Annotated in this window: 22 protein-coding genes; 9 read left to right on the forward strand and 13 right to left on the reverse strand. The window is 69.2% G+C overall.

Annotated features, from left to right (window positions below; translation table 11 throughout):
* Nucleotides 1-370: 370 nt before the first annotated feature.
* Complete coding sequence (gene mfd / locus MTE01_RS04165) at nt 371-3,958, reverse strand: transcription-repair coupling factor (protein WP_170210607.1); 3,588 nt, start codon at nt 3,956-3,958, stop codon at nt 371-373.
* 81 nt (nt 3,959-4,039) lie between these two features.
* On the opposite strand from mfd, the gene MTE01_RS04170 reads away from it, so the two are divergent.
* On the forward strand, nt 4,040-4,525 hold the full coding sequence (locus MTE01_RS04170) for a hypothetical protein (RefSeq protein ID WP_141375874.1): 486 nt from the start codon (nt 4,040-4,042) through the stop codon (nt 4,523-4,525).
* Between the two features lie 65 nt (nt 4,526-4,590).
* On the opposite strand, the gene pth is transcribed toward MTE01_RS04170, so the two are convergent.
* Entirely contained in the window at nt 4,591-5,175 is a 585-nt protein-coding gene (gene pth, locus MTE01_RS04175) for an aminoacyl-tRNA hydrolase (RefSeq protein WP_103206398.1), read from the reverse strand.
* Between the two features lie 129 nt (nt 5,176-5,304).
* On the reverse strand, nt 5,305-5,943 hold the full coding sequence (locus MTE01_RS04180) for a 50S ribosomal protein L25/general stress protein Ctc (RefSeq protein WP_103206397.1): 639 nt from the start codon (nt 5,941-5,943) through the stop codon (nt 5,305-5,307).
* A gap of 296 nt (nt 5,944-6,239) precedes the next feature.
* On the opposite strand from MTE01_RS04180, the gene MTE01_RS17425 reads away from it, so the two are divergent.
* Complete coding sequence (locus MTE01_RS17425; protein ID WP_258027850.1) at nt 6,240-6,365, forward strand: hypothetical protein; 126 nt, start codon at nt 6,240-6,242, stop codon at nt 6,363-6,365.
* 28 nt (nt 6,366-6,393) lie between these two features.
* Here MTE01_RS17425 and MTE01_RS04185 read toward each other — a convergent pair whose 3' ends face one another.
* The 4 genes from MTE01_RS04185 to MTE01_RS04200 form a co-directional block, all read right to left on the reverse strand.
* Nucleotides 6,394-7,128, reverse strand: a complete 735-nt coding sequence (locus MTE01_RS04185; protein WP_103206396.1) for a fumarylacetoacetate hydrolase family protein — start codon at nt 7,126-7,128, stop codon at nt 6,394-6,396.
* A 28-nt stretch (nt 7,129-7,156) separates the two neighbouring features.
* Nucleotides 7,157-8,572 carry an MFS transporter gene (locus MTE01_RS04190; RefSeq protein WP_103206395.1) on the reverse strand — a complete coding sequence of 472 codons (1,416 nt, stop codon included), beginning with the start codon at nt 8,570-8,572 and terminating at the stop codon, nt 7,157-7,159.
* 177 nt (nt 8,573-8,749) lie between these two features.
* Nucleotides 8,750-9,541, reverse strand: a complete 792-nt coding sequence (locus tag MTE01_RS04195; protein ID WP_141375877.1) for an IclR family transcriptional regulator — start codon at nt 9,539-9,541, stop codon at nt 8,750-8,752.
* 40 nt (nt 9,542-9,581) lie between these two features.
* Nucleotides 9,582-10,637, reverse strand: coding sequence for a D-2-hydroxyacid dehydrogenase (locus MTE01_RS04200; RefSeq protein WP_141375879.1), 1,056 nt, complete (start codon nt 10,635-10,637; stop codon nt 9,582-9,584).
* 114 nt (nt 10,638-10,751) lie between these two features.
* On the opposite strand from MTE01_RS04200, the gene MTE01_RS04205 reads away from it, so the two are divergent.
* Nucleotides 10,752-11,669, forward strand: a complete 918-nt coding sequence (locus MTE01_RS04205) for an NAD(P)-dependent oxidoreductase (protein ID WP_141375881.1) — start codon at nt 10,752-10,754, stop codon at nt 11,667-11,669.
* A gap of 51 nt (nt 11,670-11,720) precedes the next feature.
* Here the strand turns inward: MTE01_RS04205 and MTE01_RS04210 are convergent, their stop codons facing one another.
* From MTE01_RS04210 to MTE01_RS04220, 3 genes are read right to left on the reverse strand one after another with little or no spacing between them, the layout of a single operon-like run.
* A complete protein-coding gene (locus MTE01_RS04210; RefSeq protein ID WP_141375883.1) occupies nt 11,721-12,722 on the reverse strand; it encodes a zinc-binding dehydrogenase in 1,002 nt (333 codons plus the stop codon).
* An 18-nt stretch (nt 12,723-12,740) separates the two neighbouring features.
* Nucleotides 12,741-13,520 carry an SDR family oxidoreductase gene (locus MTE01_RS04215; RefSeq protein WP_103206391.1) on the reverse strand — a complete coding sequence of 260 codons (780 nt, stop codon included), beginning with the start codon at nt 13,518-13,520 and terminating at the stop codon, nt 12,741-12,743.
* The gene (locus MTE01_RS04220) at nt 13,517-14,905 is read right to left on the reverse strand and encodes a GntP family permease (protein WP_103206390.1); all 1,389 of its coding nucleotides are present in this window, start codon (nt 14,903-14,905) and stop codon (nt 13,517-13,519) included. The genes MTE01_RS04215 and MTE01_RS04220 overlap by 4 nt, the downstream gene beginning before the upstream one ends.
* Before the next feature lie 139 nt (nt 14,906-15,044).
* Between MTE01_RS04220 and MTE01_RS04225 the strand changes: the two genes are divergently transcribed.
* The 6 genes from MTE01_RS04225 to MTE01_RS04250 all read left to right on the forward strand — a co-directional run bounded on the left by MTE01_RS04225 (nt 15,045) and on the right by MTE01_RS04250 (nt 20,798).
* Complete coding sequence (locus MTE01_RS04225; RefSeq protein WP_141375885.1) at nt 15,045-15,740, forward strand: FadR/GntR family transcriptional regulator; 696 nt, start codon at nt 15,045-15,047, stop codon at nt 15,738-15,740.
* Between the two features lie 35 nt (nt 15,741-15,775).
* Complete coding sequence (locus tag MTE01_RS04230) at nt 15,776-16,294, forward strand: gluconokinase (protein ID WP_141375887.1); 519 nt, start codon at nt 15,776-15,778, stop codon at nt 16,292-16,294.
* An 88-nt stretch (nt 16,295-16,382) separates the two neighbouring features.
* Nucleotides 16,383-17,978: an NADP-dependent phosphogluconate dehydrogenase gene (gene gnd, locus MTE01_RS04235; RefSeq protein ID WP_141375889.1), complete on the forward strand. Its 1,596-nt coding sequence runs from the start codon at nt 16,383-16,385 to the stop codon at nt 17,976-17,978.
* Nucleotides 17,979-17,986: 8 nt separating this feature from the next.
* A complete protein-coding gene (locus MTE01_RS04240) occupies nt 17,987-18,454 on the forward strand; it encodes a VanZ family protein (protein ID WP_141375891.1) in 468 nt (155 codons plus the stop codon).
* 5 nt (nt 18,455-18,459) lie between these two features.
* Nucleotides 18,460-19,194, forward strand: a complete 735-nt coding sequence (locus tag MTE01_RS04245) for a response regulator transcription factor (protein WP_103206474.1) — start codon at nt 18,460-18,462, stop codon at nt 19,192-19,194.
* A 158-nt stretch (nt 19,195-19,352) separates the two neighbouring features.
* On the forward strand, nt 19,353-20,798 hold the full coding sequence (locus tag MTE01_RS04250; protein ID WP_141375893.1) for a sensor histidine kinase: 1,446 nt from the start codon (nt 19,353-19,355) through the stop codon (nt 20,796-20,798).
* A gap of 18 nt (nt 20,799-20,816) precedes the next feature.
* Here MTE01_RS04250 and MTE01_RS04255 read toward each other — a convergent pair whose 3' ends face one another.
* Genes MTE01_RS04255 through MTE01_RS04265 form a run of 3 tightly spaced genes read right to left on the reverse strand, consistent with a single transcriptional unit; the run spans nt 20,817 to nt 23,990 of the window.
* On the reverse strand, nt 20,817-21,776 hold the full coding sequence (locus MTE01_RS04255; protein ID WP_141375895.1) for a S41 family peptidase: 960 nt from the start codon (nt 21,774-21,776) through the stop codon (nt 20,817-20,819).
* Complete coding sequence (locus MTE01_RS04260; RefSeq protein ID WP_141375897.1) at nt 21,773-22,393, reverse strand: hypothetical protein; 621 nt, start codon at nt 22,391-22,393, stop codon at nt 21,773-21,775. The genes MTE01_RS04255 and MTE01_RS04260 overlap by 4 nt, the downstream gene beginning before the upstream one ends.
* Nucleotides 22,394-22,436: 43 nt before the next feature.
* Nucleotides 22,437-23,990, reverse strand: coding sequence for an FAD-dependent oxidoreductase (locus MTE01_RS04265; protein WP_141375898.1), 1,554 nt, complete (start codon nt 23,988-23,990; stop codon nt 22,437-22,439).
* Nucleotides 23,991-24,016: the final 26 nt, after the last annotated feature.

Below are 24,016 nucleotides of genomic sequence, written 5' to 3' on the forward strand. Positions count from 1 at the left end.
GATCTCTCGACCTACCCGTGAGGCAGTTCACTTCAATTGACAGCCGCCAGCAATCGGAACCTCATTGGGATCTCAGAGAGATCAACCTCGGGAACCGGCCGAACGACCGAACCAAAACCTTACACCATTCGGAGGAGGTTTTGGGTGGTTCGCCACTTGAGACGATGCGGGGCCTTCCGGCCTCTCCGCTCTCCCCTGTGGGGCGAACAGGTAAAACACTACGACTCGACACCGGATCGGTCGAATCGTCGCTTCACCCCGGGCGTGTCGCTACGCCGTGAAGCCCGGAATCACGCGGATCTACCACGAAGGCCCGACCGATGAGTGGTCGGTCGGGCCTGATCGTCCGCGCTCCGGGAGGGAGCGGTCGTCACGCGTTCGCGGTCTCGGTGTTCTCTGAGACGGGCAACGGCCACAGCGCGTCGAGGAGCTGGCGAACCCACGCGATGAGATTCGCATCGTCCGCATCGTGAGGGAGCGGGACAACCATGGCATCCCCGTTGGCGACGAGCTTCGCCTTCGGGTACAGCCGCTGCAGGCGCACCCGCATAGAGTCCGGGAGGTTCGCCGGGGCGACGCGCAGGTTGGAACCCATCGCGACGACATCGGCCAGACCGGCCTGAGCGGCCCGGCGGCGCAGGCGCGCCACGGCGATGAGTCCCTCGACCTCGGCAGGTGGCTCCCCGTATCGATCACGAAGCTCCTCGACCACGAGGTCGATCGCATCGCTCTTCGCTGTCGCGGATGCCGCGGCCGACAGCTTCTGGTACGCCTCGAGACGCAGACGCTCGCTGTCGATGTAGAACTCCGGCAAACGGGCATCGACGGGCAGTTCGAGGCGGAGTTCGGTGGGACCGTCGACGTCTTCGCCTCGGAAGGTGGAAACCGCTTCGCCGATCATGCGCAGATACAGGTCGAACCCGACACCCGCGATGTGTCCGGCCTGCTCGGCGCCGAGGAGGTTTCCGGCGCCGCGGAGTTCGAGGTCTTTCAGCGCCACCTGCATGCCCGAGCCGAGGTCGTTGTTCACGGCGATCGTCTCGAGCCGGTCGGCCGCGGTCTCGGACAGCGGCTTCATCTCGTCGTAGAGGAAGTACGCGTACGCACGGTCACGACCACGACCCACCCGTCCGCGGAGCTGATGCAGCTGCGACAGACCGTACTTGTCGGCACGGTCGATGATGATCGTGTTGGCGTTCGAGATGTCGAGGCCCGTCTCGATGATCGTGGTCGACACCAGCACGTCGGCACGACGTTCCCAGAAGTCGTCGACGACCTGCTCGAGCGCGTGCTCCCCCATCTGTCCGTGAGCGACGACGATGCGCGCCTCGGGCACCAGTTCGGCGAGGTGCGCCGCGACTCGCTGGATCGAGGACACGCGGTTGTGCACGTAGAAGATCTGGCCCTCTCGCAGCAGTTCGCGTCGAATCGCCGCCGCGATCTGCTTGTCGTTGCGGGGCCCGACATACGACAGGATCGGATGCCGGTCCTCCGGCGGGGTCGCGAGAGTCGACATCTCGCGGATCCCGGTGACCGCCATCTCGAGCGTGCGCGGAATGGGCGTGGCGCTCATCGCCAGGATGTCGACGTTGGTTTTGAGCTTCTTCAACTGGTCTTTGTGCTCGACGCCGAACCGCTGCTCCTCATCGATGATCATCAGCCCGAGGTCCTTGAAAAGGACCTTCTCGGTCAGGATGCGATGGGTTCCGATGACCATGTCGACCGTGCCGTCGGTGAGGCCGGCCAGGGTGGCCTTCGCCTCTTTGTCGGTCTGGAAGCGCGACAGCGGCCGGACCGTGACGGGGAAGCCCGCGAAACGTTCGGCGAAGGTCTCGAGGTGTTGCTTGACCAGCAGCGTGGTGGGAACGAGCATCGCGACCTGCTTGCCGTCCTGGATGGCCTTGAACGCCGCCCGCACCGCGACCTCGGTCTTGCCGAACCCGACGTCGCCCGAGAGCAGTCGGTCCATCGGGATCGGCTTCTCCATGTCGGCCTTGATCTCATCAATCGTCTGGAGCTGATCGAGGGTCTCGGCGAAGGGGAAGGCTTCCTCGAGTTCGCGCTGCCACGGGGTGTCGGGGCCGAAGGCGTGGCCCTTCGACGCCATGCGTGCCGAGTACAGCTTGACCAGTTCGACAGCGATGTCGCGAACGGCCTTGCGGGCGCGGCCCTTGGCCGCGGCCCAGTCGCTCCCGCCCATCTTCGACAGCGTGGGCGCCTCGCCGCCGACGTACTTCGACAGCAGGTCGAGCTGATCGGTCGGCACGAAGAGCTTGTCACCCGGATAGCCGCGCTTGGCCGGCGCGTACTCGAGAACGAGGTACTCCTTGGTCGTCTTCACCGCATTGCGGCCACCGCTCGACACCTCACGCTGGGTGAGCTCGAGAAATTTGCCGATGCCGTGGGTCGCGTGCACGACGACGTCGCCGGGCTTGAGCTGCAGCGGATCGACGACGTTGCGGCGACGCGAAGCGAGCTTCTTCACCCCGCGGTTGTCGCCACTGACCGACCGACCGTAGAACTCGGTCTCGGTGATGACGGCGAACTTCGCCTGGGTCAGCTGGAAGCCCCGCTCGAGGGGCGCGCAGACGACATGGGCGACTCCGGCCTCGGGGGCCGCCCTCACATCGTCGACGCGGCGGGCGGCGATCCCGCGCTCGGAGAGGACGTCTCGGGCACGGTCCACCATGCCGGGGCCGGATGCCGTGACCACGACCGACCACCCGTCGCGCAGAAGCTCGCCGACGTGAGCAGTCGCACCCTCGACGTTCCCCTGGAACGACGGCACCGGATCGGCCTTGATGCGATGAGCGGAGTCATCGCCGACGACGAGCCCCTCGTCTTCGGCATCCGCCGCTCCGGAGTCGAAGGCGCTCAGCTGCCACCACACCCCGCCGCGACCGCTGGCCTTCTCGTGCAGGTCGCCGAGGGTGACGAAATCGCCGGAGCCGAGATCGACCGGAGTGTCCGCCCCCGCCGTGGCCGCAGACCACGCAGCCTCGAGGAACTCGCGGTTGGTATCGCCGAGCGTCGTGGCGCGCGCGAGCGAGCGCTCCGGATCGACGAGGGCGACGGCGCTTCCGCCGGGGAGGTAGTCCACGAGGGTGATCAAGTCGTCGACGAGCACGGGGATGAGCGACTCCATGCCCTCTGCGGGAATGCCCTCCGCCATCTTCTCGAGCAACTGGCGGAGTCCTGGATAGCCGTCGCGGAGCGCCGCGGCCCGGGCGCGCACCTCGGTCGTGAGGAGCAACTCGCGGCTGGGTACGAGTGTGACGGCGGAGACCTCGCCGGGAAGGGAACGCTGGTCGGCGACCGAGAAGGCTCTGATCTGATCGACCTCGTCGCCGAAGAACTCGACGCGGTATGGGTGGTCTGCCACGGGAGGGAACACATCGAGGATGCCGCCGCGCACCGCGAACTCGCCACGGCGCGACACCATGTCGACGCGGTGATAGGCGAGTTCGACGAGCCGCGAGATGACGGCCTCGAGCTCGAGTCCGCGCCGACCGACGGCGAGCTCGATCGGCGCGACATCGCCGAGGCCGGGGGCGAGCGGCTGCAGAGCGCTGCGCACCGATGCGGTCACGACGAGGGGGGTGGTGCCATCCCACGCCGCGATTCGGCGGAGGACATCGAGGCGCCGGCCCACCGTCTCGGGACTCGGACTGAGTCGCTCGTGCGGCAACGTCTCCCACGCGGGGAAATGCAGGACCTGCGCTCCGGGGAGGACCGCGTCCAGCGCCGGGCCGAGAGACTCGGCTCGTCGACCGGTCGGGGCGATGACCAGCACGGCACCGGGATCCCCCGCCGAGCGGCGCCGCTCGATAAGGCCGGCGATGACGGGGGCGTCGAGACCATCGACGAGGGAGAGAGACAGGTCTGAGGAAACCGCCGAAGCGGCTTCACGGTACGACTCAGCCTGCTCGAGGGCGCGAACGATCCCGGGAACTGTCACTCTGACGAGTCTACGCGGGGGTACCGACATCGGGCCGGGGTGGACGACGCGGCGACGCACCGTGTCTCGTAGGCTGACCGCATGACGTCGCCGAGCGCTCCGAACGGTCCGGTCTTCGCCGCCCCCCACGCGGCTCCGCCGGTCGGGACGCTGCTCACTCCCCCGGAGCCGACACGGCGCGGCCGGCCTCTGGGAACGTGGGCGCTCGCGCTCTCGGTGATCGCGACAGTGCTGGCATCCGCTGTCGGAGGATTCGCGGCGTTCCGCTCAGCACGCGGAGCCGCCCCCGGTCTGGCCACCATGTCGTCGAGCGGCTTCGACTGGCGCGTCCTGTCGCCCGTCCGCGATCTGGTGCTGCTGGGCGAGGTCGCGTTCTGGTCGGGAACGGTGATCGGTCTCACGGCGATCGTGCTCGGGCTCGTCGCTATCGTGCGACGGTCGGGGCGGGGTGCCGGAATCGCCGGCCTGGTGATCGCGGTACTCGGACCGGTCATCTTCGGCGGGCTGACGCTTGTCGCCATCGTGGCGGGGCTGGCAGGCGTTTCCTCCGGCGGTTCACCGGTCTGACCCTCGACCGCGTTCCCACTCGTTGCTCCGAGACACCGCGCCGAATCGGCGTTCCGACTCTCGACTCAGGCGCGTGGGGCGTGGAAGCGCTGTTGCGCGGCGACGAGGCCCTCGTCGATCAGGAGTTCCACGGCATCCGCGGCGTCGGAGACGAGGATCGGCAGCGTCTGCCGCTCCGTGGCGCTGAAGGGGTCGAGCACCCAGTCCGCGGGGTCCTGTCGACCGATCGGTCGGCCGATACCGACCCGCACACGGGGGAAGTCGGGCGTGCCGAGCGCCTTCGCGATGTCGCGGACACCGTTGTGGCCGCCGTGGCCGCCGCCGGTCTTGAGCTTGATGGTGTCGTAGGGGATGTCGAGCTCGTCGTGCACCACGACGATCCGGTCGGGGTCGGTGCCGTAGAACCTCGCGAGGCCGGCAGCGGGGCCGCCGGAGACGTTCATGAAGCTGTTGGGCTTGGCCAGCACGAGCTTCGCCGCTCCCGGCCGCAGCCAGGTCTCGACCACTCGCGCGTTGGCCTTGTGCGCGCGGAACGGCTCGCGGCGGCGAGAGGCGAGCTCGTCGACGACCATCTGGCCGATGTTGTGGCGCGTCGCCTCGTAGCGCGGGCCGGGGTTGCCGAGACCCACGATGAGCCAGGTGTCTGCCATGGCATCCATCCTTCCGGGTCCGGGTGTGGACCGTGCGCGACGACGCGGTGGGACGCGCCGGGAAACGAACGAGGGGACGCGAATCCGCGCCCCCTCGTTGCCATCGGACCGGTGAACGGCCCTCGGGAATTACTTGTCGTCGCCCGCGTCGGCCGTCTCGGCCTCTTCGGACTGCTCTTCGGCGACCTCGGCGTCGGCCTCGGCGATCTCTTCGTCGGCGGCGATCGTGTCGAGCGGGACGGAGACGCCCACGATGAGGGTCTCGGGCTCGGTGACGAGGGTCGCGCCCTGGGGCAGCTTCAGGTCGGCGGCGGTGATCTGGGTGCCGTCCTCGGCGCCCTCGACATCGACCTCGACGTTCTGCGGGATGTGAGTGGCCTCGACCTCGAGCGAGACCGACGTGGCGTCCAGCATGGCGATGGTGCCCGAGAAGGGCTCGCCGGTGATGACGACGGGAACGTCGACCTGGACCTTCTCGCCCTTGTTCACCACGATGAGGTCGATGTGCTCGATGATCTGACGCACGGGGTCCTTCTGGACGTCCTTGACCAGGACGAGCTGGCTCTTGCCCGCGATGTCGAGGTCGAGCAGCGCGTTGGCGCGACGGATCAGCAGCGCGGTCTGGTGACCGGGCAGTGCGACGTGCTGGGGCTCGGTGCCGTGACCGTAGATGACCGCGGGGATCTTGCCCGCGGCGCGGAGGCGACGGGCGAAGCCCTTGCCGAAGTTCTCGCGCAGTTCTACGACGACCTTGTTGTCTTCCGACATGATGTTCTCCTCGCGGGCTCGTGTCCCGCAGCTTGTGAGCGGACAAGGTCCGCACCTGTGTGGTCTGGATTCGACTCGAACGCGAGCGCGTGAGGAAAGCCGGGAGCCTGCATCACTGCGTCGATCACGGATGCCCTGCGCGCCGTACGGCGGACGAGGCGGCATCCCTCGCCGAAGTTCCCCGGAAGTCTACCAGCGCAGACGGCCGCCGCACGACGTTGCGGTGGGGAGTGGGCAGGACCGCGCGCGCAGCGACGGTAGGATCGAAGGGCTGGACACTCACCCGGAGGATTTTCATGGATAGCGGCTTCTTCTCTCACGTCGTGCTCTGGGTCATCGGCGGCATCGCCGCGTTCGGCCTGCTCGGCACCGTCGGCGCCCTCTTCTCGCTGGGTCGGACGACGTCGTACAAGAAGCACTGACGCCGAACCACTGCGGAACGGCTGACGCTCAGATCGTCGCCGTGCGCAGACGCAGGCCCGCGATGACGACATCGAGGCTCTCTCCGGCCACGACAGACGCCTGCGAGAACGGCGCCCCCATCATCACGACGTCCCCCGGTCCCAGGGTGCTCCACCCCGCGACATAAGCGAGACACTCGCGAGCGGACACGGGCAGCCGACCCGACGAGGTCTCCGCCCGTACGCGTCCGTCGGCGAGAAGCGACATCGGGAGGTCGTCGTCGATCGAGAGGTCGGTGTCGATCCATGGCCCCAGGGGCGTGTATCCCTCCCCCGACTTGGACTCGAAGTTGCGGGGGTCGACGCGCGCGCGGTCCGGACTCGACAGATCGTTGACGGCGGTGATGCCGAGAACGTAGTCGTGGGCGTTCTCGGCCGTCAGCCCCGTGGTCTCGCACCCGATCACCACGGCGACCTCCGCCTCGGCGACGGTCACGCCGGCATCGCGACGCAACCTCACCGACGCATCGGGTCCGACGACGGTGCGGGGGCTCTTCAGCCACGCCTGAACGGGCGCGTGATGAGTCGGCCCGTTCTGAGCGATGCCCACGACAACGGTGGGCAGGCAGGGCGCGAGCAGATCTCCCGACACCGGGTCGCCGGCATCCGGGATGGTCGCCCCGGAAGCGAACGCCGCGTAGGGATCGCCGAGAGGGATGAACCGGTCGCCGTCGACGCGGACCGTGCGCGGGCCGTCGGCGGTGCGGACACGGGCGATCAGCATCGCCGATCCCCGCTCCGGACGCGACGCGTCATCGGATGGTCCGGACGGTGACGGTGGTGGCGTCCACACCTTCGCCGGCCTCATCGCGCGAGACCTTGATCGCGTCGTCGGTGCGCGTGAGATCGCGGCGGAGCGTCTCGGGAACGAGGAAGGTCGACGCCGTCGTGATCAGCGCGAGCGTCGCCATGTAGATCGCGAGCAGCAGCCAGTTCGCCCCGCTCACCGCGATGATGTAGGCGCCGAGGACGCCCGCGAGTCCGCCGGCGAGCACGGCCGAGATCTCGCGCGCCATGGCCACACCGAGGTAGCGGTGGCGGTTGCCGAAGAGCTCGGGGAGCATCGCGCACTGGGGTCCGAGCATCGCGTTGACCGCGACGCCGATGCCGATCGCGATGACGGCGATCGTGACCGGGTAGTTCCCGAGCGACATCAGCCACCAGGCGGGGAACGTGAAGACGAGCATGAACAGCGCCCCGGCGCGATAGACCGTGCGGCGGCCCATCCGGTCGGACAGGGCACCGGTCAGCGGCACCGAGAAGATGCCGATGAGCGAGCCGAGCGTGACTCCCCAGGTGAGCAGACTGCGGTCGGCGTGACCGCCCACCGTGGCGACGAAGAACGTGAGCGCGAGCGTGTTGAACATGTAGGAGCCGCCGTTCTCGGCCATCCGCAGCCCGATGCCGACGATGACGCCCGGGAGGCCGCGGGTGAAGATGTCGCGGATGGGCCGCTCGGCGATCTGCTCGCTCTTCTCGAGCTCGATGAACGTCGGGGTCTCGCGCAGGCGCATGCGGATGAACAGAGCGAGCATGATCAGCACGAACGAGGCGAGGAACGGCACGCGCCAGCCCCAGCTGAGCAGCTGGTCCTCGGGAAGCAGCGAGATGAGGCTGAAGACCACGGCGGCGAGGAGGGTTCCCGCTTGGATGCCGATGAAGGGCAGCGCCGAGAAGAAGCCGCGGCGCGTGACCGGCGCGTACTCCGCCATGAGGACAGTGGCCCCGGCCTGCTCGGCGCCGGCACCGAACCCCTGCAGCAGGCGCATGATCACGAGGAGGATCGGCGCGAGGATGCCCACCGCCTCATACGTCGGGAGGAGCCCGATGGCCGTGGAAGCTCCGCCCATCAAAAGGATCGTGATCACGAGCACCCACTTGCGACCCAGCTTGTCGCCGAGCACCCCGAAGAACAGGCCGCCGAACGGGCGGGCGAGGAAGCCGACGCCGTAGGTCGCGAATGCGGCCACGGTGGCGAGGGCCGGATTGTCCTGAGAGAAGAACAGGACGTTGAAGATCAGGGCCGTGGACAGGCCGTAGAGCGCGAAGTCGAAGTACTCCAGCGCGCTTCCGATGCTCGAGGCGAGCGTCGCCCGCCGAAGATTGGCGGCGTATTCGGGATCATCCGTCGGCTGCGGCGTCGGGGTGGATGAAGTGGTCACGGCCATCTCCTTCGATCGGCTGAAGTCTTGCGACGACGCCGACTGTACCAACGGAGTGGACAGAGTTCAATATGTTGAACGGCTCCCCCGCGTGAGCGCTGGGGCACGCTGTGCAGCATGGGGCGACTTTCCTGCGCCCGAACGGCGGAGTCCACCCCCACCAGGAAAGGAGCGTCGCGCGGGTCAGCGGGCGCGCGAGGCGCTGAACGGATTCGTCAGCGCCACGGCCGCCTCGCGCAGAGCGGCGCCGACGTGCGCGACACGGTCGGCGCCGGCATCCGCGACCGGGATGCCGACGCCCAGCGCGAGCTGCGGATCGCCCGGCGCCCACCCCTCGAGAGGAACGGCGACACCGACGATCCCGCGGAACGACTCCTCCTCGTCGACGGACCAGCCGCGCTCGCGGGCGGCGCGCAGCTTGTCGATCACCGCCTCGACCTCGATGGTGCTGTGTTCGGTGAGCTTCGGCAGGGGGCGGCCGCGGTGCAGCAGCGCGCGCACGTCGTCATCGCTGCGCGTCATGAGCAACGCCCGACCGGTCGCCGAAAGGGCCGCGGGCAGCCGCGAGCCGAGGGGCGTGCCGAGCCGCACCGATCGCGATCCCTCGTAGCGGGCCAGATAGAGGGCGTCGAGATCGTCGAGTATCGCGACCTGGACGAGCTCGGTACTGAGCACGGGCGACGTCTCGCACACGGAGTAGAACTCGCGCACCTGATTGAACTGCGCAGCGAAGGCGCCGCCCAACTCCGCGGTGCGGATACCGAGCCGGTAGCCGAGCGGCACGCGCTCGATCATTCGGCCCGCCTCGAGCGACAGGCAGAGGTTCGCCGTCGACGACTTCGCGAGCCCGAGGCCGGCCGCGAGTTCTGTCAGCGTCAGAGCACGCCCCGCCTCGGCGAGAAGGCCGAGAAGACGGATGCCGCGGCCCACCGCCGGAGCCGGATCACGCGCGATCGCGCTCTCGTCGTCGCCCACCGAGCACTTCCCTTCCCTCGACGCCGCCGGAGCGGCCGCGTCAGTAGAACTCGACCGTATCGACAACCGCCCGCAGGGGCTCGCCGTCGAGGAGGCGCGTGGCGTTCTCGGCGAAGCGGCGCGCGATGCGTTCCTCTTCTTTCGCGTTGAGCGCGGCGGTGTGGGGGCTCACGAGGACGTTCGGATGCCGCCACAGCGGCGAGTCCGCGGGCAGCGGCTCGACCTCGAACACGTCGAGGGCCGCGAACGACACCCGCGCCTCGTCGAGCGCGACGAGCAGGGCCTGTTCGTCGATCACGGTGCCTCGCCCGACGCTGGCGAGGATCACGCCCGGCTTGACCGCCGCGAGCACCTCGGCGCCGATCAGGTGGTGCGTCTGATCGGTGCCGGGCAGGGTGACGACGATGGCATCCGCCCCTGCCACCGCCGTGACGAGGTCGTCGAGAGGAATCAGGCGATCGACGCCCTCGACCGGCGCGCCGGAGCGCGTGGTTCCCCACACCTCGGCACCGAGCGCGTGGAAACGGCGAGCGCACTCGGCGCCGATTCCCCCGAGACCCACAACGAGCACGACCATCTCGTCGACCTGGCGCATCTCCCACCGGTCGGTCCAGGTCGTCGCGGCCTGCTGGCGCGCCAGTCGCGGGAGGTCTTTCGCCCCGGCGAGGACGCCGAATACGGCGAACTCGGCGAGCGGCCCCCCATGCACTCCTGCGCTGGTGGTGAAGACGATACGGTCGAGCGCGGCGCGATCGAGGTCCGCGGCCTTGATCTGGCCGCCACCGCCGGCGGCCGTGGTCATGACCCAGCGCAAGCCGGGATTGGCGGCGACCGTGCGCGCGAGGGAGGCGGGGTCGACGTCGGGAATGCCGAAGAGGGCCTCGGCGGAGTCCACCATGGCGTCGAAGGCGCGTTGCTCATCGGGTGTGCGTTCGTGCGCGGGATTACCCGCCCAGTCGGCGGGCCCGCGCATCGGGCGAGTGAGGGACACGTCGCGCACCATCTCGACACGGGGCTCGAGGCGTTCGATGAGGCGGCAGTGCTCCTCGCTCAGGGGAACCGCGACCACCGCGCGTAAGCTCTTCGCCGTCGACATCGTCGTCTCTTTCCCTCCGCAGCGAGACGCATCGAGCGCTCACGGGTTGCATGACAGTCCGTACATCATAGTGAACCCTGTCCAACCCGTTGTCTAGCGGATAGGATCTCACCCATGACTCCGCTCGACGAAGAGACCGGTTCCTTCCCACCGTCCGAGGACACGCGCCTCGGTGTCTGGGGGCTGGGCGCGATGGGTGAACCGATGGCGCGACATCTGCTCGCCGCCCGCGACTCGTTGACGGTCCACGCGCGTCGCGAGCGCCACGGCCTCACCGCGGCGGGCGCGCGCTGGGCACCGACCGCGCGCGAGCTCGCCGCCGCCACCGATGCCGTGCTGGTGATGCTGCCCGACCTTCCCCAACTCGAGGAGCACCTCGACGGCCCCGACGGCCTGCTCGCCGGGGTCGAGGGCCGCGACTACCTCGTCATGATCGGCTCGACGTCGTCGCCCGTCGGGGTACGCGAGCTCGCGGAACGCCTGCCCGACGGCATCCGGGTCGTCGACTGCCCCGTTTCAGGCGGGGAGGACGGCGCGAAAGCCGGGACCTTGTCGATCATGCTCGGAGGCGAACCCGCCGATGCCGAGCAAGCGGCGGCACTTCTCGCTCCGTGCGGACGGCCGGTGAGGCTGGGGCCGCTCGGAGCGGGCGAGGTCGCGAAGGCGTGCAATCAGATGGTGGTCGCAGCGACCATCCTCGCGCTCGGGGAAGCAACCGAGCTGGCCGCGCGCTCAGGCGTCGATCCGGCCGCGCTCTGGGAGCTGCTGGGCGGGGGCTACGCCGGTTCGAACCTGCTGCAGAGCCGCCACCAGAAGCTCGTCGAGGGAGACGACTCCCCCAGCGGCATCGCGGGATACATGGTCAAAGATCTGCGTTTCGCCGCGGACATCGCCCAGGCGACGCAGACCCGCCCGGCGCTCCTGCCGGCGCTGCGCTCGGCCTTCGACGAGATCGTCGACCGCGGTCTCGGCGAGCGTGACATCGCGGTGACCCGCCGCTTCACGGCCGAGCGCAGCGCGAACGGAAGGTGAAGAACGCCCCGGACCTCGCCTCGGAAGAGGAGGACCGGGGCGTTCGCCGAGTCAGAGCGCGAAGACGACCTTGCCGGAGCGATGCGAATCGCGCGCGGTGGCGAAAGCCTCCTCGGCATCCGTCAGCGCGAACTCGTGCGTCAGGGCACCCTCGATACCGGGGTTCGCCGCGAGCAGTTCCACGGCCTGATCGATCTCCCGATGGAAGCGGAAGGCGCCGAGGTAGCGGACCTCTTTCGAGATGAACGGTGCGAGGTTCACCGGTCGCGGATCGTCGGGAAGCATGCCCACCTGCACGACCGTGCCGCCGAGCCGCACCGCCTTCAGCGCCGTGGAGATCGACACGGGCACACCCGAGCACTCGAGCACCACTGCGTACCGGTTCGGCTCCACCGCGTCGACGGAGACGTCGACGGTCGCCTCGGCCCCGAGGTCACGGGCGCGGTCGAGCGGTCCCGTGAGCACGTCGGTCGCCGTGACGCGTGCGCCCGCGGCGACGGCGGCGGCCACCGCCATGAGTCCGATCGGCCCGGCCCCGGTCACGAGCACCTCGAAGCCAGCCACGTCGCCGGCCTTGCCGAGAGCGTGCAGCGCGACGGCAAGGGGCTCGGCGAGCACGGCGCGACGCACCGGGAGGTTCTCGGGGAGCACACGCACCATGTCGGCCTCGACGATCAGGTACTCGGATGCCGCCCCCTGGGTGTGCGGCCAGGTCGAGGCGCTCCCGAGGTACGAGCCTCCGGGCCAGAGATGCGGCGCGTTCTCGACCCCCTCGCGCCGGGTGCCGAAACGCGCGGGGTGCACGGTCACCGGGGTCCCCTCGGCGAGGACACCGGAGGGGTCGTGGTCGACCCGTCCCGACATCTCGTGCCCGGGCACGAGGGGCTCGCGCACGACGAACGCGCCGTTCGCCCCCTCGAAGTAGTAGTGCAGGTCGGATCCGCAGATCCCGACGTACTCCACGCGCAAGCGGACCTGTCCCTCCCCCGGTTCGGGGACGGCGACCTCTCGGACGACGGCGGTCAGAGCCTTCTCGATCAGCAGCGACTGCATCATCGTTCCTCTCCGCGGTCAGACGACCGCGGTCATCCCGCCGTCGACGAAAATGTTCTGTCCCGAGACGAAGCTCGACGCGTCCGAGGCGAGGAACAGCAGCGCCCCGCGCAATTCGTCGAAGTCACCCCAGCGCGCGGCGGGCGTACGCTGCGTGAGCCATCGGGTGAACTCGGGGTCGTCCACCAGGTCGCGATTCATCTCGGTCGCGAAGTACCCCGGGCTGAGGGCGTTGACCTGGATGCCGTGGCGCGCGAGGTCCGCGGCCATCCCGGCGGTCAGCTGGGCGACGCCGCCCTTCGTGGCCGAGTAGGGCGCGATCGTCTGACGCGCGAGGCGTGACTGCACCGAGGCGACGTTGACGACCTTGCCGGACCCGCGCTCCACCATCGCGGGGGTGACGAACCGTGAGACGTAGAAGACCCCCGACAGGTTGGCCGCGACGATGTCATCCCAGTCGGACACGGCGAACTCGTGGATCGGTGCGCGGCGCTGGACGCCGGCGTTGTTGACGAGGATGTCGGGCGCGCCCACCCCGGCGAGCACCTCGCCGATCGCCGTCTCGACGGCTGCTGCGTCGGTCACGTCGAAGGTCACCGCGTGCGCCGGACGACCCGAGAGATCCTCGGCCTCGGCACGGGTCCGCTCGACAGCAGCCGCGTCACGACCGTGCACGATGAGCCGCGCTCCCCCGCGGGCGAGGGTCAGCGCAAGGGCGCGTCCCAGACCGCGTGAAGACCCCGTGACGAGCGCGAGGCGGTCGGAGACGTCGAACAGGTCGGCGTTCGAGCCGGTCACAGGAGGGCCCCGATCCCGAAGACGAGCAGGGCCGCGGCGAAGCCGAGCACCGACTCGATGGCCTGCTGGACCGTCCAGGTCTTGAGTGTGGTCTTGACGTCCATGCCCATGAGGCGGCCGACGAGCCAGAAGCCGGAGTCGTTGACGTGACCGGCGAAGACGGAACCCGCGGCCGTGGCGACGGTGATGGCGACGACCTGCAGCGGCGAGAAGTCGCCCGCCATGACAGCCGGGGCGGCGAGACCCGCGGCGGTGACGAGGGCGACCGTGGCCGAGCCCTGCGCGAGACGCAGGATGACCGCGATGATGTACGCCGCGACGATGACGGGAAGACCCAGATCACCCAGGCTGTCCGCGAGCGCGTCGCCGATGCCCGAGGCGCGCAGGACCGCGCCGAACATGCCGCCGGCGCCGGTGATCAGGATGACCGAGCACACCGGTCCGAGGGCGGAGTCGACGACCTTCTCGAGGGCCGTCCCGTTCTCACCGCGGCGGAAGCCGAAGACGACGGTGGCGACGAGCACGGTGATGAGCAGGGCGACGGGCGAGTTGCCGAGCAGGATGAGCACCTGGACGACGGTGTTGTCGGTGTCGACGGCACCGGCCGAGCCGAGGGTGGTGAGGCCGGTGTTCAGGAAGATCAGCAGCATCGGCAGCAGCAGCACCGCGATGACGGTCAGGGGCTTGGGCGGGTTGCTCGGCTGGTCGGCGTCGACGTCGCCGAAGAGCAGCGGGACGGGCAGGACGATGCGGCGCGCGACGAACTTGCCCCAGAGGTAGCCCGACAGGTACCAGATGGGGAAGGCGATGACGAGACCGACGATCAGGAGCAGGCCGAGGTTGGCGCCGTACAGTTCGCTCGCGGTCACGGGTCCGGGGTGCGGCGGCAGGAAGACGTGCATCACCGAGAACGCGGCGGCGGCCGGCAGACCGAAGAGCAGGACGTTGTTACCGGACACCCGGCGCGCGATCGCGAAGATGATCGGCAGCATCATGACGAGGCCGGCGTCGAAGAACATCGGGAATCCGAGGATCAGCGAGACGATGCCGAGAGCAAAGGGAGCGCGCTTCTCACCGAACACCCGCACGAAGGTCTCGGCGAGCGATTGCGCGCCGCCGGAGTGCTCGATCAATCGGCCGAGCATCGCGCCGAGGGCGACGAGCAGGGCGACCGTGCCGAGGGTCCCTCCGAATCCTCCGGTGAGCGTCGACACGATGGCGGACACGGGGATGCCGGCGACGAATGCCGTCACGAGAGAGACGATGATGAGCGCGAGGAAGGCGTGCACCTTCAGCCAGATGATGAGCACCAGGATGAGCGCGATCGCGCCCGCCGCGATGGCGAGCAGCGGCGCCGTGCCGAGTGTCTGGGTCCAGTCGTCCAAGAGATCTCCGTTGATTCAGGGGTGCGCGGCGTCGGGCATGCTGTGTCGCGCCGCGCCCGCGAGTGCAGTCATGGCATCCTCACACAATGATCATATTTTTGACAAGATATGGTCGTACCAAACGACCTAAGGAGGGGTCATGGCCCGCGCCTCGCACGACTCTGTGCTGGATGCCATCGGCATCCGTATCGTCGATGGCGAGCTACCCGCCGGACGCGTGCTGACCCTCGCCGCTCTCGAGGCCCAATACGAGGTCTCGCGAACGGTCGTCCGCGAAGCCGTGCGCGTGCTCGAAGCGATGGGAATGCTCGCGCAACGCCGTCGCGTGGGGATCACGGTGCGGCCCGCCATCGACTGGAGCGCCCTGGACACGCGGCTGATCGGATGGCAGCTCGCCGGCCGGCGCCGCGACCAGCTGATCGTCAACACGACCGAACTGCGTGCGGCCGTGGAGCCCGTCGCGGCTCGCCTCAGCGCGCGCCGGGCCACCGATCTGCAGCGCGACGAGATCCTGCGCCTGGCGGAAGAGCTCAATCGTCTCGGAGCCGCCGGGCGGGGAAACTCCCCCGAGTACCTGGCCGCCGACATCGCCTTCCACGACCTGATCCTGGTTTCGAGCGGCAACCTCATGCTCGCCGCCGCCCGCGCACCGATCGCCGCCGCGATCGAGGGACGCGCGCTGCACGGACTGACTCCCGGGGTACCGAACCCCGACGCCCTCGACAACCACGTCGCGACCGCCCAGGCGATCTCGCGCGCCGACGCCGACGCGGCCGAGGAGCACACGCGCCTCTATGTCGCCGCGGTGCTCACCGAAGTCCGCCGCACCATCTGACACCGAACCGACCGCTTTCGACGAAGAGAGAATCCATGACCGCTCCCGTTCCCGTTCTCGTCTTCATGGGCCCCGCGGGCACCGGCAAGTCCACCGTCGCCGGCATGCTCGCCGGTCGCCTGGGATGGGACTTCCAAGAGGGCGACGACCTGCACCCCGCTGAGAACGTCGCCAAGATGGCATCCGGACATGCCCTGAACGACGACGACCGGTGGCCCTGGCTCGATCGGGTCGCCGGCTGGATCGACGGGCGGATCGCCGCCGGTCGCCCCGGCGTCATCACGTGCTCGGCACTGAAACGCAGCTACCGCGACGTGCTGCGTCGCGACGACGTGACCTTCGTGCTGCTCATGGGCGACCCGAAGCTCGTGCTCGAACGCCTGCTGCGTCGACAGGGCCACTACATGCCGCCGTCGCTGCTGACCTCGCAGTTCGAGACCCTGGAGATCCCGGATGCCGACGAGCGCGCGATCCGCGTCGACCTCGACCTCACGCCTCAAGAGCAGGTGCGCGAGGTCATCGACCGCCTCCAGCTCACGCAGATCTCGTCCTGAAACACGTCCGGGCCGAGCCGATACAGTGGCAACGGCGGCCCGCGCGAGTCCGCCCACCCCTTCCTCGCACCTGAACACGGAGCAACGAATGACGTCGACCCCCTCCCCGACCGGACCCTCGAGCGACCAGGATCAGGCCCCGCATCGGGCTGCACAGGTGCACGAGGGTGCGCCCGGCATCGAAGAGGTGGACCGCCCCACCGCCGACGCCGACTCACGCCCCGAGGGCGACGGCGACGGCCGAGCGAACATCGGCGTCGTGGGCCTGGCCGTGATGGGCTCGAACCTCGCCCGCAACCTCGCCAGCCGCGAGGGCAACACGGTCGCGATCTTCAACCGCAGCAAGGACAAGACAGAGCACGTTCTCGAGCAGCACCCCGAGGCGAACTTCGTCGCCTCGTTCTCGTACGAGGACTTCGCCGCGTCGCTGTCGAAGCCGCGCACCGCGATCATCATGGTCAAGGCCGGCCGCCCCACCGACTTCGTCATCGACGAGCTCGTGAAGGTCTTCGAACCGGGCGACATCATCGTCGACGGCGGCAACGCGCTGTTCACCGACACCATCCGCCGCGAGAAGGCCGTGCGCGACACGGGTATCAACTTCGTCGGCATGGGCGTCTCGGGAGGGGAGGAGGGCGCCCTGCGCGGGCCCTCGATCATGCCCGGCGGCTCCGACGAGGCCTGGGCCACGCTCGGCCCGATCCTGAAGTCCATCGCCGCGGTCGCCGAGGGCGAGCCCTGCGTGACGCACGTCGGGCACGACGGTGCCGGTCACTTCGTGAAGATGGTGCACAACGGCATCGAGTACGCCGACATGCAGCTGATCGCCGAGGCCTACGACCTTATCCGCCGCGCCACGGGCAAGAGCCCGGCCGAGATCGCCGACGTGTTCGCCGAGTGGAACCGCGGCGAACTCGAGTCGTACCTCATCGAGATCACCGCCGAAGTACTGCGCCAGACCGACGCCGACACGGGCAAGCCCCTCGTCGACGTCATTCTCGACCAGGCCGGCGCCAAGGGTACCGGCGCGTGGACCGTGCAGACGGCCCTCGACCTGGGCGTCCCCGTCTCGGGCATCGCCGAGGCCACCTTCGCGCGGTCGCTGTCCAGCCACCCCGAGCAGCGCGAGGTCTCGCGCGGGCTCCCCGGCCCCTCCGGCACCGACGTGCTGTCGGGCGAGGACGCCGACGCGTTCATCGAGCAGGTGCGCCTGGCCCTCTACGCCTCGAAGATCGTCGCGTACTCGCAGGGCTTCGACGAGATCCGCGCCGGCGCCGCCCAGTACGACTGGAGCATCGACCTGGGCGCGGTGTCGAAGATCTGGCGCGGCGGGTGCATCATCCGCGCGCAGTTCCTCAACCGCATCGCCGAGGCCTACGACGCCGAAGCCACCCTCCCCGTGCTGCTGAGCGCCCCGTACTTCGTCGAGGCGCTCGGCCGGGCGCAGGACGCATGGCGCCACATCGTCTCGCTGTCGGCGGCGAGCGGCATCCCCGCTCCCGCGTTCAGCTCGTCGCTGGCCTACTACGACGGCCTTCGTGCCGAGCGTCTGCCCGCGGCCCTCATCCAGGGCCAGCGCGACTTCTTCGGTGCGCACACCTACCGTCGCATCGACAAGGAGGGCACGTTCCACACCCTCTGGTCGGGCGACCGCACCGAGATCGAAGCAGAAGACACCCACTGAGAGTCATCGTGGCGAAGCGGCGACGGGCCTGGCTCGTCGCCGCTTCGTGCGTCTACGCATTCGGGGTGTGGTGGATGACGCTGCGCCCCTCGATCTACGACGCCGAGGTCGGCGGCATCCTGAGCCGCCTACTCGACGTCGTGCATTCCTCGCCCGCGACGGCGTGGATCACCTTCGACGTGATCGAATCGGTCTCCAATGTCGCGATGTTCGTGCCGCTCGGCCTGCTCGTGATCCTCTGGCGCGGGCGGTGGTGGCACGGCATCCTGCTCGGGATCGTCGCGAGCTCGGCGATCGAGCTGACCCAGCTGTTCTTCCTGCCCACGCGCGTCGCGGACGTCCGCGACGTCGTCGCGAACACCGTGGGAGCCGCGATCGGAGTCGGTATAGGGCTCGTTCTCAGCCGTCGGATCTCCGGTTCCCAGGATTCCCATAAGGCTCGCCATAGAAAGCTCATAGATACGAGAGCACAATGAGTTCCATGACCGCGACCGCCGCCGCCCCCACCTTCACCCGCCCCGACGGGAGCGCCCTCCGCGTCCTCGTCGTCGACGACGAGCAGATGCTCACCGATCTGCTGTCCATGGCCCTGCGCATGGAGGGCTGGGACGTCAAGACCGCCGGATCGGGCTTCGACGCCCTGCAGTCCGCGCGCGACTTCGAGCCGGATGCCATGGTGCTCGACATCATGATGCCCGACCTCGACGGCATGGCGGTGCTGCAGCGCCTGCGCCACTCGGGCAACGAGGTGCCGGTGCTCTTCCTCACGGCGAAGGACGCCGTGGCCGATCGCGTCGCAGGCCTCACCGCGGGCGGCGACGACTACGTCACGAAGCCCTTCAGCCTCGAGGAGGTCGTGGCGCGCCTGCGCGGGCTGATGCGTCGCGCCGGCACCGCCCTGACGCGCGACTCAGAACCCATCCTGCGCGTCGGCGACCTCTCGCTGAACGAGGACAGCCACGAGGTCATCCGCGGCGGCAAGGAGATCGAGCTGACCGCGACCGAGTTCGAGCTGCTGCGTTTCCTCATGCGCAACCAGCGTCGTGTGGTGTCGAAGGCGCAGATCCTCGACCGCGTCTGGAACTACGACTTCGGGGGCCGCTCGAGCGTCGTCGAGCTGTACATCTCGTACCTGCGCAAGAAGATCGACGCTGGAAACGACCCGCTCATCCACACCGTGCGCGGTGTGGGATACATGATCAAAGCCCCTCAGTGAGTATCCCGCCGAGACCTGCACCCCCCGTTCCTCCCCCATCCGAGGTAGGGCAGACCGACGCCTCCGCCGACGACGACCCCGGCACACCGGAGCCGAAACCGAAGCGGGAGCCCCTGTCGAAGAGGCTCCGTCGACCTTGGACACTGCAAGCACGCCTGATGACGGCCGTCATCGGCATGGTGGCGTTCATCCTGGTGATGATCGGCATCTCGACCAGCGCGATCCTCAGCCAGGTGCTCTACGTGAACCTCGGCGCTCAGGTCGACGAAGCGGCCGCCTCGATCCAGCCGCGGGCGGCGTTCCAGAATTCGGCGGAGCAAGTCTTGGAGTCGGGGTTCTTCGATTCCGGCACGCTCCTCGTCATGAACTCGCGGGGTACCGGGATCACCGGGGCCGTCGTCGGCGACAACGGGGCGCGCGCTCTCACCACCGACGACCTCGGCCGGATCGCCGACAGCCTGCAGGCCGCAGCCGACTCGAACGCTCAGACGGTCGACCTGCCGAACCTCGGCGAGTACCTCGTCCGGACGTTCCAGACGCCCGGGAGCGACAGCATCTTCCTGGTCGGGCTCCCCCTCTCGAGCGTCACCAGCACGATCGGTGCCATCCTCACCACCGTTGCGCTGGTGACCACGGGCGGCCTGCTGCTCCTCGCCGTCATCATCGCGATCGTCATCCGTCTCGGGCTCCGTCCCCTGCGAGCCGTCGCCGAGACCGCGACCCGCGTGGCCTCCCTGCGCATGGAGCAGGGTGACGTCTCGATCACCGAGCGCGTCCCCTCCGACCAGGTCGACGATCACACCGAGATCGGACAGGTGGGCACCGCGCTCAACACCCTGCTCGACCGCGTCGACGCCTCGCTCAGCGCGCGCCAGCGCAACGAAGAGCTCATGCGCCGGTTCGTGGCCGACGCCAGCCATGAACTGCGAACCCCCTTGGCATCCATTCGCGGGTTCTCGGAACTGTCGCTGCGCGCCATGCGCCAGGCACAGGACGACGAGAGCCGTCAGCGCATCGCCTTGGCCGTCGAGACCACCGAACAGTCGCTTGAACGCATTCAGGCGCAGTCGCTGCGCATGACCACGCTCGTCGAGGACCTGCTGCTCCTCGCTCGCCTCGACGAGGGACAGGAGCTCGTCTACGGCTCGGTCGACCTCACGCGCCTCGCCGTCGAAGCGGTGGGCGATGCACGCCCCGCCGGCCCCGACCATTCGTGGACGATCGACGTCCCCGACACCCCCGTCGAACTCGCCGGAGACGCCTCGCGCCTGCACCAAGTGGTGGCGAACCTGCTCGCCAACGCCCGCACGCACACGCCAGCGGGCAGCGAAGTGAACGTGTCGGTGGCGCACGAGGGCGCCGAGGCCGTGTTGCGCGTGCACGACAACGGCCCCGGCATCGACCCGTCGGTCGCCTCCCAGCTGTTCGAGCGATTCGCCCGCGCCGACCGTTCCCGCGACCGCAAGACCGGCGGCACGGGCCTCGGCCTCTCGATCGCGCGCGCCATCGTCGACGCCCACCGCGGCACGATCACCGTGAAGAGCACCCCCGGCGATACGACGTTCGAGGTGCGGCTCCCCGCGAAGCCCGCCGATCCGGTGTGACGTCCCGGATGCCGGCGGTCAGGAGCAGCGTTCCCTGACCGCCGCGCGCGCAGCCTCGGTGTCGGGGCCGGGGGCGACCTCGACGTCGGGGACGAGGGGGCCGTCGTAGACCCGGCCGGTGCGGTCGACGTCGTAGGTCGTGGTGAGGATGAGGCGCGCGCCGTCACGGAGTTCCCTCGCCTCGTTGCCGGTCGTCAACCCCGCCGTCGGTTTTCCGACTCGGACGGCGTCGGCCTGTCCGGCGAACGCGATCGCCACGATCTCGGCGGCGCTCGCGGTCACCCCCGACGTCAGCAGCGCCACCGGAGCGTCGATGGCGAACCCTCCGGCAGAAGCAGTGTCGTCTCCCCCGGGCGTCGAGACGACGCCACCGTCGTCGACGTGCGCCCACTGCACGACCTCGCCGCGCTTCAGCCCGACGACATCTCCGTCATCGAGCAGCGGCGCCGCCACGGCGAGCATGGGCCAGGCGTTTCCTCCGCCGTTCGCGCGAAGGTCGACGATCCACCCGCAGTCCGTCGAAGCCGCGGCAGCGCGCATTGCCTCACGACCCGAGGATGCGTACCGTTCCACCGCCTCGGGCTCCTCACCCTGGAACCCGGGCAGCGTGAGGACGCTGATTCCGTCGCGCGTCGACACGGTCGGCACGGGGAAGGATGCTCCCGGCGCGTTCTGTTCGGCGATGGAGGAGACGTCCGCGGGCGTCATCAGCCGCGAGTGCACCCCGCCCGCCACCGCGGCCAGTTCACTCAGCCCGTGGTAAGTCGCTGCGATCGTCGCCTTCGCCTTCAGCTCGGGCTCGGCCCGAGCCACGGCATCCCGGAATTCGTCCGTGTCGGCGTGGATCCCATCTCTCATCTCGGCGATGGCCGCATCGACATAGGTCGCGACCCCGTCTCCGCCGCCGTCGGCGGAGCATCCGCTGAGGGCGAGCGTCGCGGCGAGGAGGAGGACGCGAGCGGCCCGCCCCCGGTTCACGGCCACAGGGGACGGACGGATGCCGCGAGGGCGCGAATCCGCCCCGCGTCGAGAACGACCCGGGATTCGGCGACCCCGAACGCCGGCCACTTCACCACGATCTCGAGCGGTCCCTCGGGCGGCAGGGGATGAAGCCAGAGCCCGTCGTGCATCACGTACTCGTCACCGCCGCCGTTGCCTCCGCCACCGGTCGGACGGACGGTATGGGGCGCCGGTCCTTCGTCTGACGAGTCCTGATCCATCCGCATTCCGAAGGCCTCGTCGACAAGCAGATGCTGACCATCGCCGAGAGCGAGTCCCCACCGCAATCGATCGGGTGACCGCTCCCCCATGTGGAAATGCCCGTTGAAGTCCATCTGGGCGAGCTGCCACTCTCGAGCATCCCGCCCGCCCCGGCGCAGATGCCGGTCGAGGAGGATCTCGATCCCGTCGGAGTACACCCGGGCGCCCATGAGGGCGATCACCACGTCGTCTCCTCGCCCGACGACCTCGGAGGCAGGAAAGAGTACCGGCACCTCGTCGCGAGGAGGCTCGAACGAGGGCTGCCGCTCATGACGCTCATCGAACGGGTTCTCGTGATCGCCGGACGGCTCGACGGGAAAGAAGGAGAACGACATTCCCCCACCCTTCCGGGTCGAACTCCGTCCCGCCACCCTTGATTCAGTACCCGGCGAATGCGTCCGTGGTCAGTGACTTCGCCTTCGCGAGCGCGGGAGCGAGCGCCGAGATGAGCCGCGGCGGACCGGAGACGTACGCGGAGCGCTGGGCGATGTCGGGGACCGTGCGGAAGAGGCCCTCGGCATCCACGCGATCGGGTCCGGCCCATACCCAGCCCGTCGGGAGATCGAGCGGCTCATCGCGCGAGAAGACCACGACGGGGATACCGCTGGCGGCGATCTCGTCACGGAAGGCCAGCTCCGCGGCCTCTGACACCACATAGACGAGAACCACGTCGCGGTCCTGGCCTGTCGCGACCAGGTGGCGCAGCTGCGACACGAAGGGCGTCACCCCGATGCCGGCCGCGACCAGGAGCACGGGCGAGGTCGGCCGCGACGGCAGGACGAAGTCGCCCCAGACGCCCGTGACCGCAAGCGTCGAGCCGGGCTCGACCGCGGCCAGCGCCCGCTTATAGGAGGACTGAGAGCCGTCCTTGAAGGCGATACGCACCTCGGGCAGGTCCTCAGGAGCCGAGACGATCGAGAACTCGCGGCGCGTGCCGCGAGCATCGGGGCGGCGGTGCGGCACGTCGAGCTCGAGGTACTGCCCGGGATGGAACGAGAAAGGGCGGACGGCGTGGAACGAGAGCTCGCGCACCGTGGGCGTCACGTCGCGGCGTCGCGCGACCCGCAGACGGACGGCCGCGCGCAGGCAGAACAGGAACGCGAGCAGGTTGCCCACGAGCAGGGCCCGCTCCTGGCCGAGGGTGATCTCGCCCAGCGGCAGCGGCCATCCCGCGAGGACGCCGACGAGGATCGCGACGACGTACTGCTGCACACGGCGCGGAGGCAGGGTCAGCGGCTCCGACAGCATGAAGGCGCCGAGGAAGAGGAAGGGCGACGAGAACGCCACCTGCAGCAGCACGCTCGGCACGTCGACCGGGAAGCCCGCGGCCTGGAACTGCACGCTCGTGCGGAGGAAGGCCACGGCCATCGCGACGACCCAGAAGACCACCACGATCGGCAGCTTGTCGGTGCGCAGCAGCAGCAGGACGCCGAGCACCAGGACCGGGGCCGCGAGCCACGGCGAGCCGACCCACCACGCCGACGACCCCAGGTCGGGCGCCCAGATGCTCACGATCGTCAGCACCGTCGCGCCGGTGGCCGCGGGATTGAAGATGTGCCGACCGCGCCACACGAGCAGGTACTTCGACGCGGATGCCACGACCCCGGCCAGAGCGAGACCGGCCAGGCCCACCGGTTCCACCGTGGGACGCAGGACGAACAGCAGGATGCCGGCGGTGATCAGCGAGGACTCCAGGCGGCGCGGCATCCGGAGCAGGCTCTGCGCCACCAGATCGGTGAGCGCGCACGCGGCGGCGAGCACCACCGCGCTCGAGACGATCGCGAGGGGCTGCGGCACCACCAGTCCCGCGAACGACAGGACGAGCGAGATGACGGCGAGGAGACCGAGCGACGCCATGACGAGCCGGTACATCGAGACGCGTCCGATGAGGCCGAGGACCCGGGTCGAACCGGCGGTGAGCGTGGTGCTCATGAGGGGAACCCTTCAGAGGAGTCGAG

Origin of the sequence: Microbacterium testaceum, assembly GCF_006539145.1 — a bacterium.
GTDB classification, from domain to species: domain Bacteria; phylum Actinomycetota; class Actinomycetes; order Actinomycetales; family Microbacteriaceae; genus Microbacterium; species Microbacterium testaceum.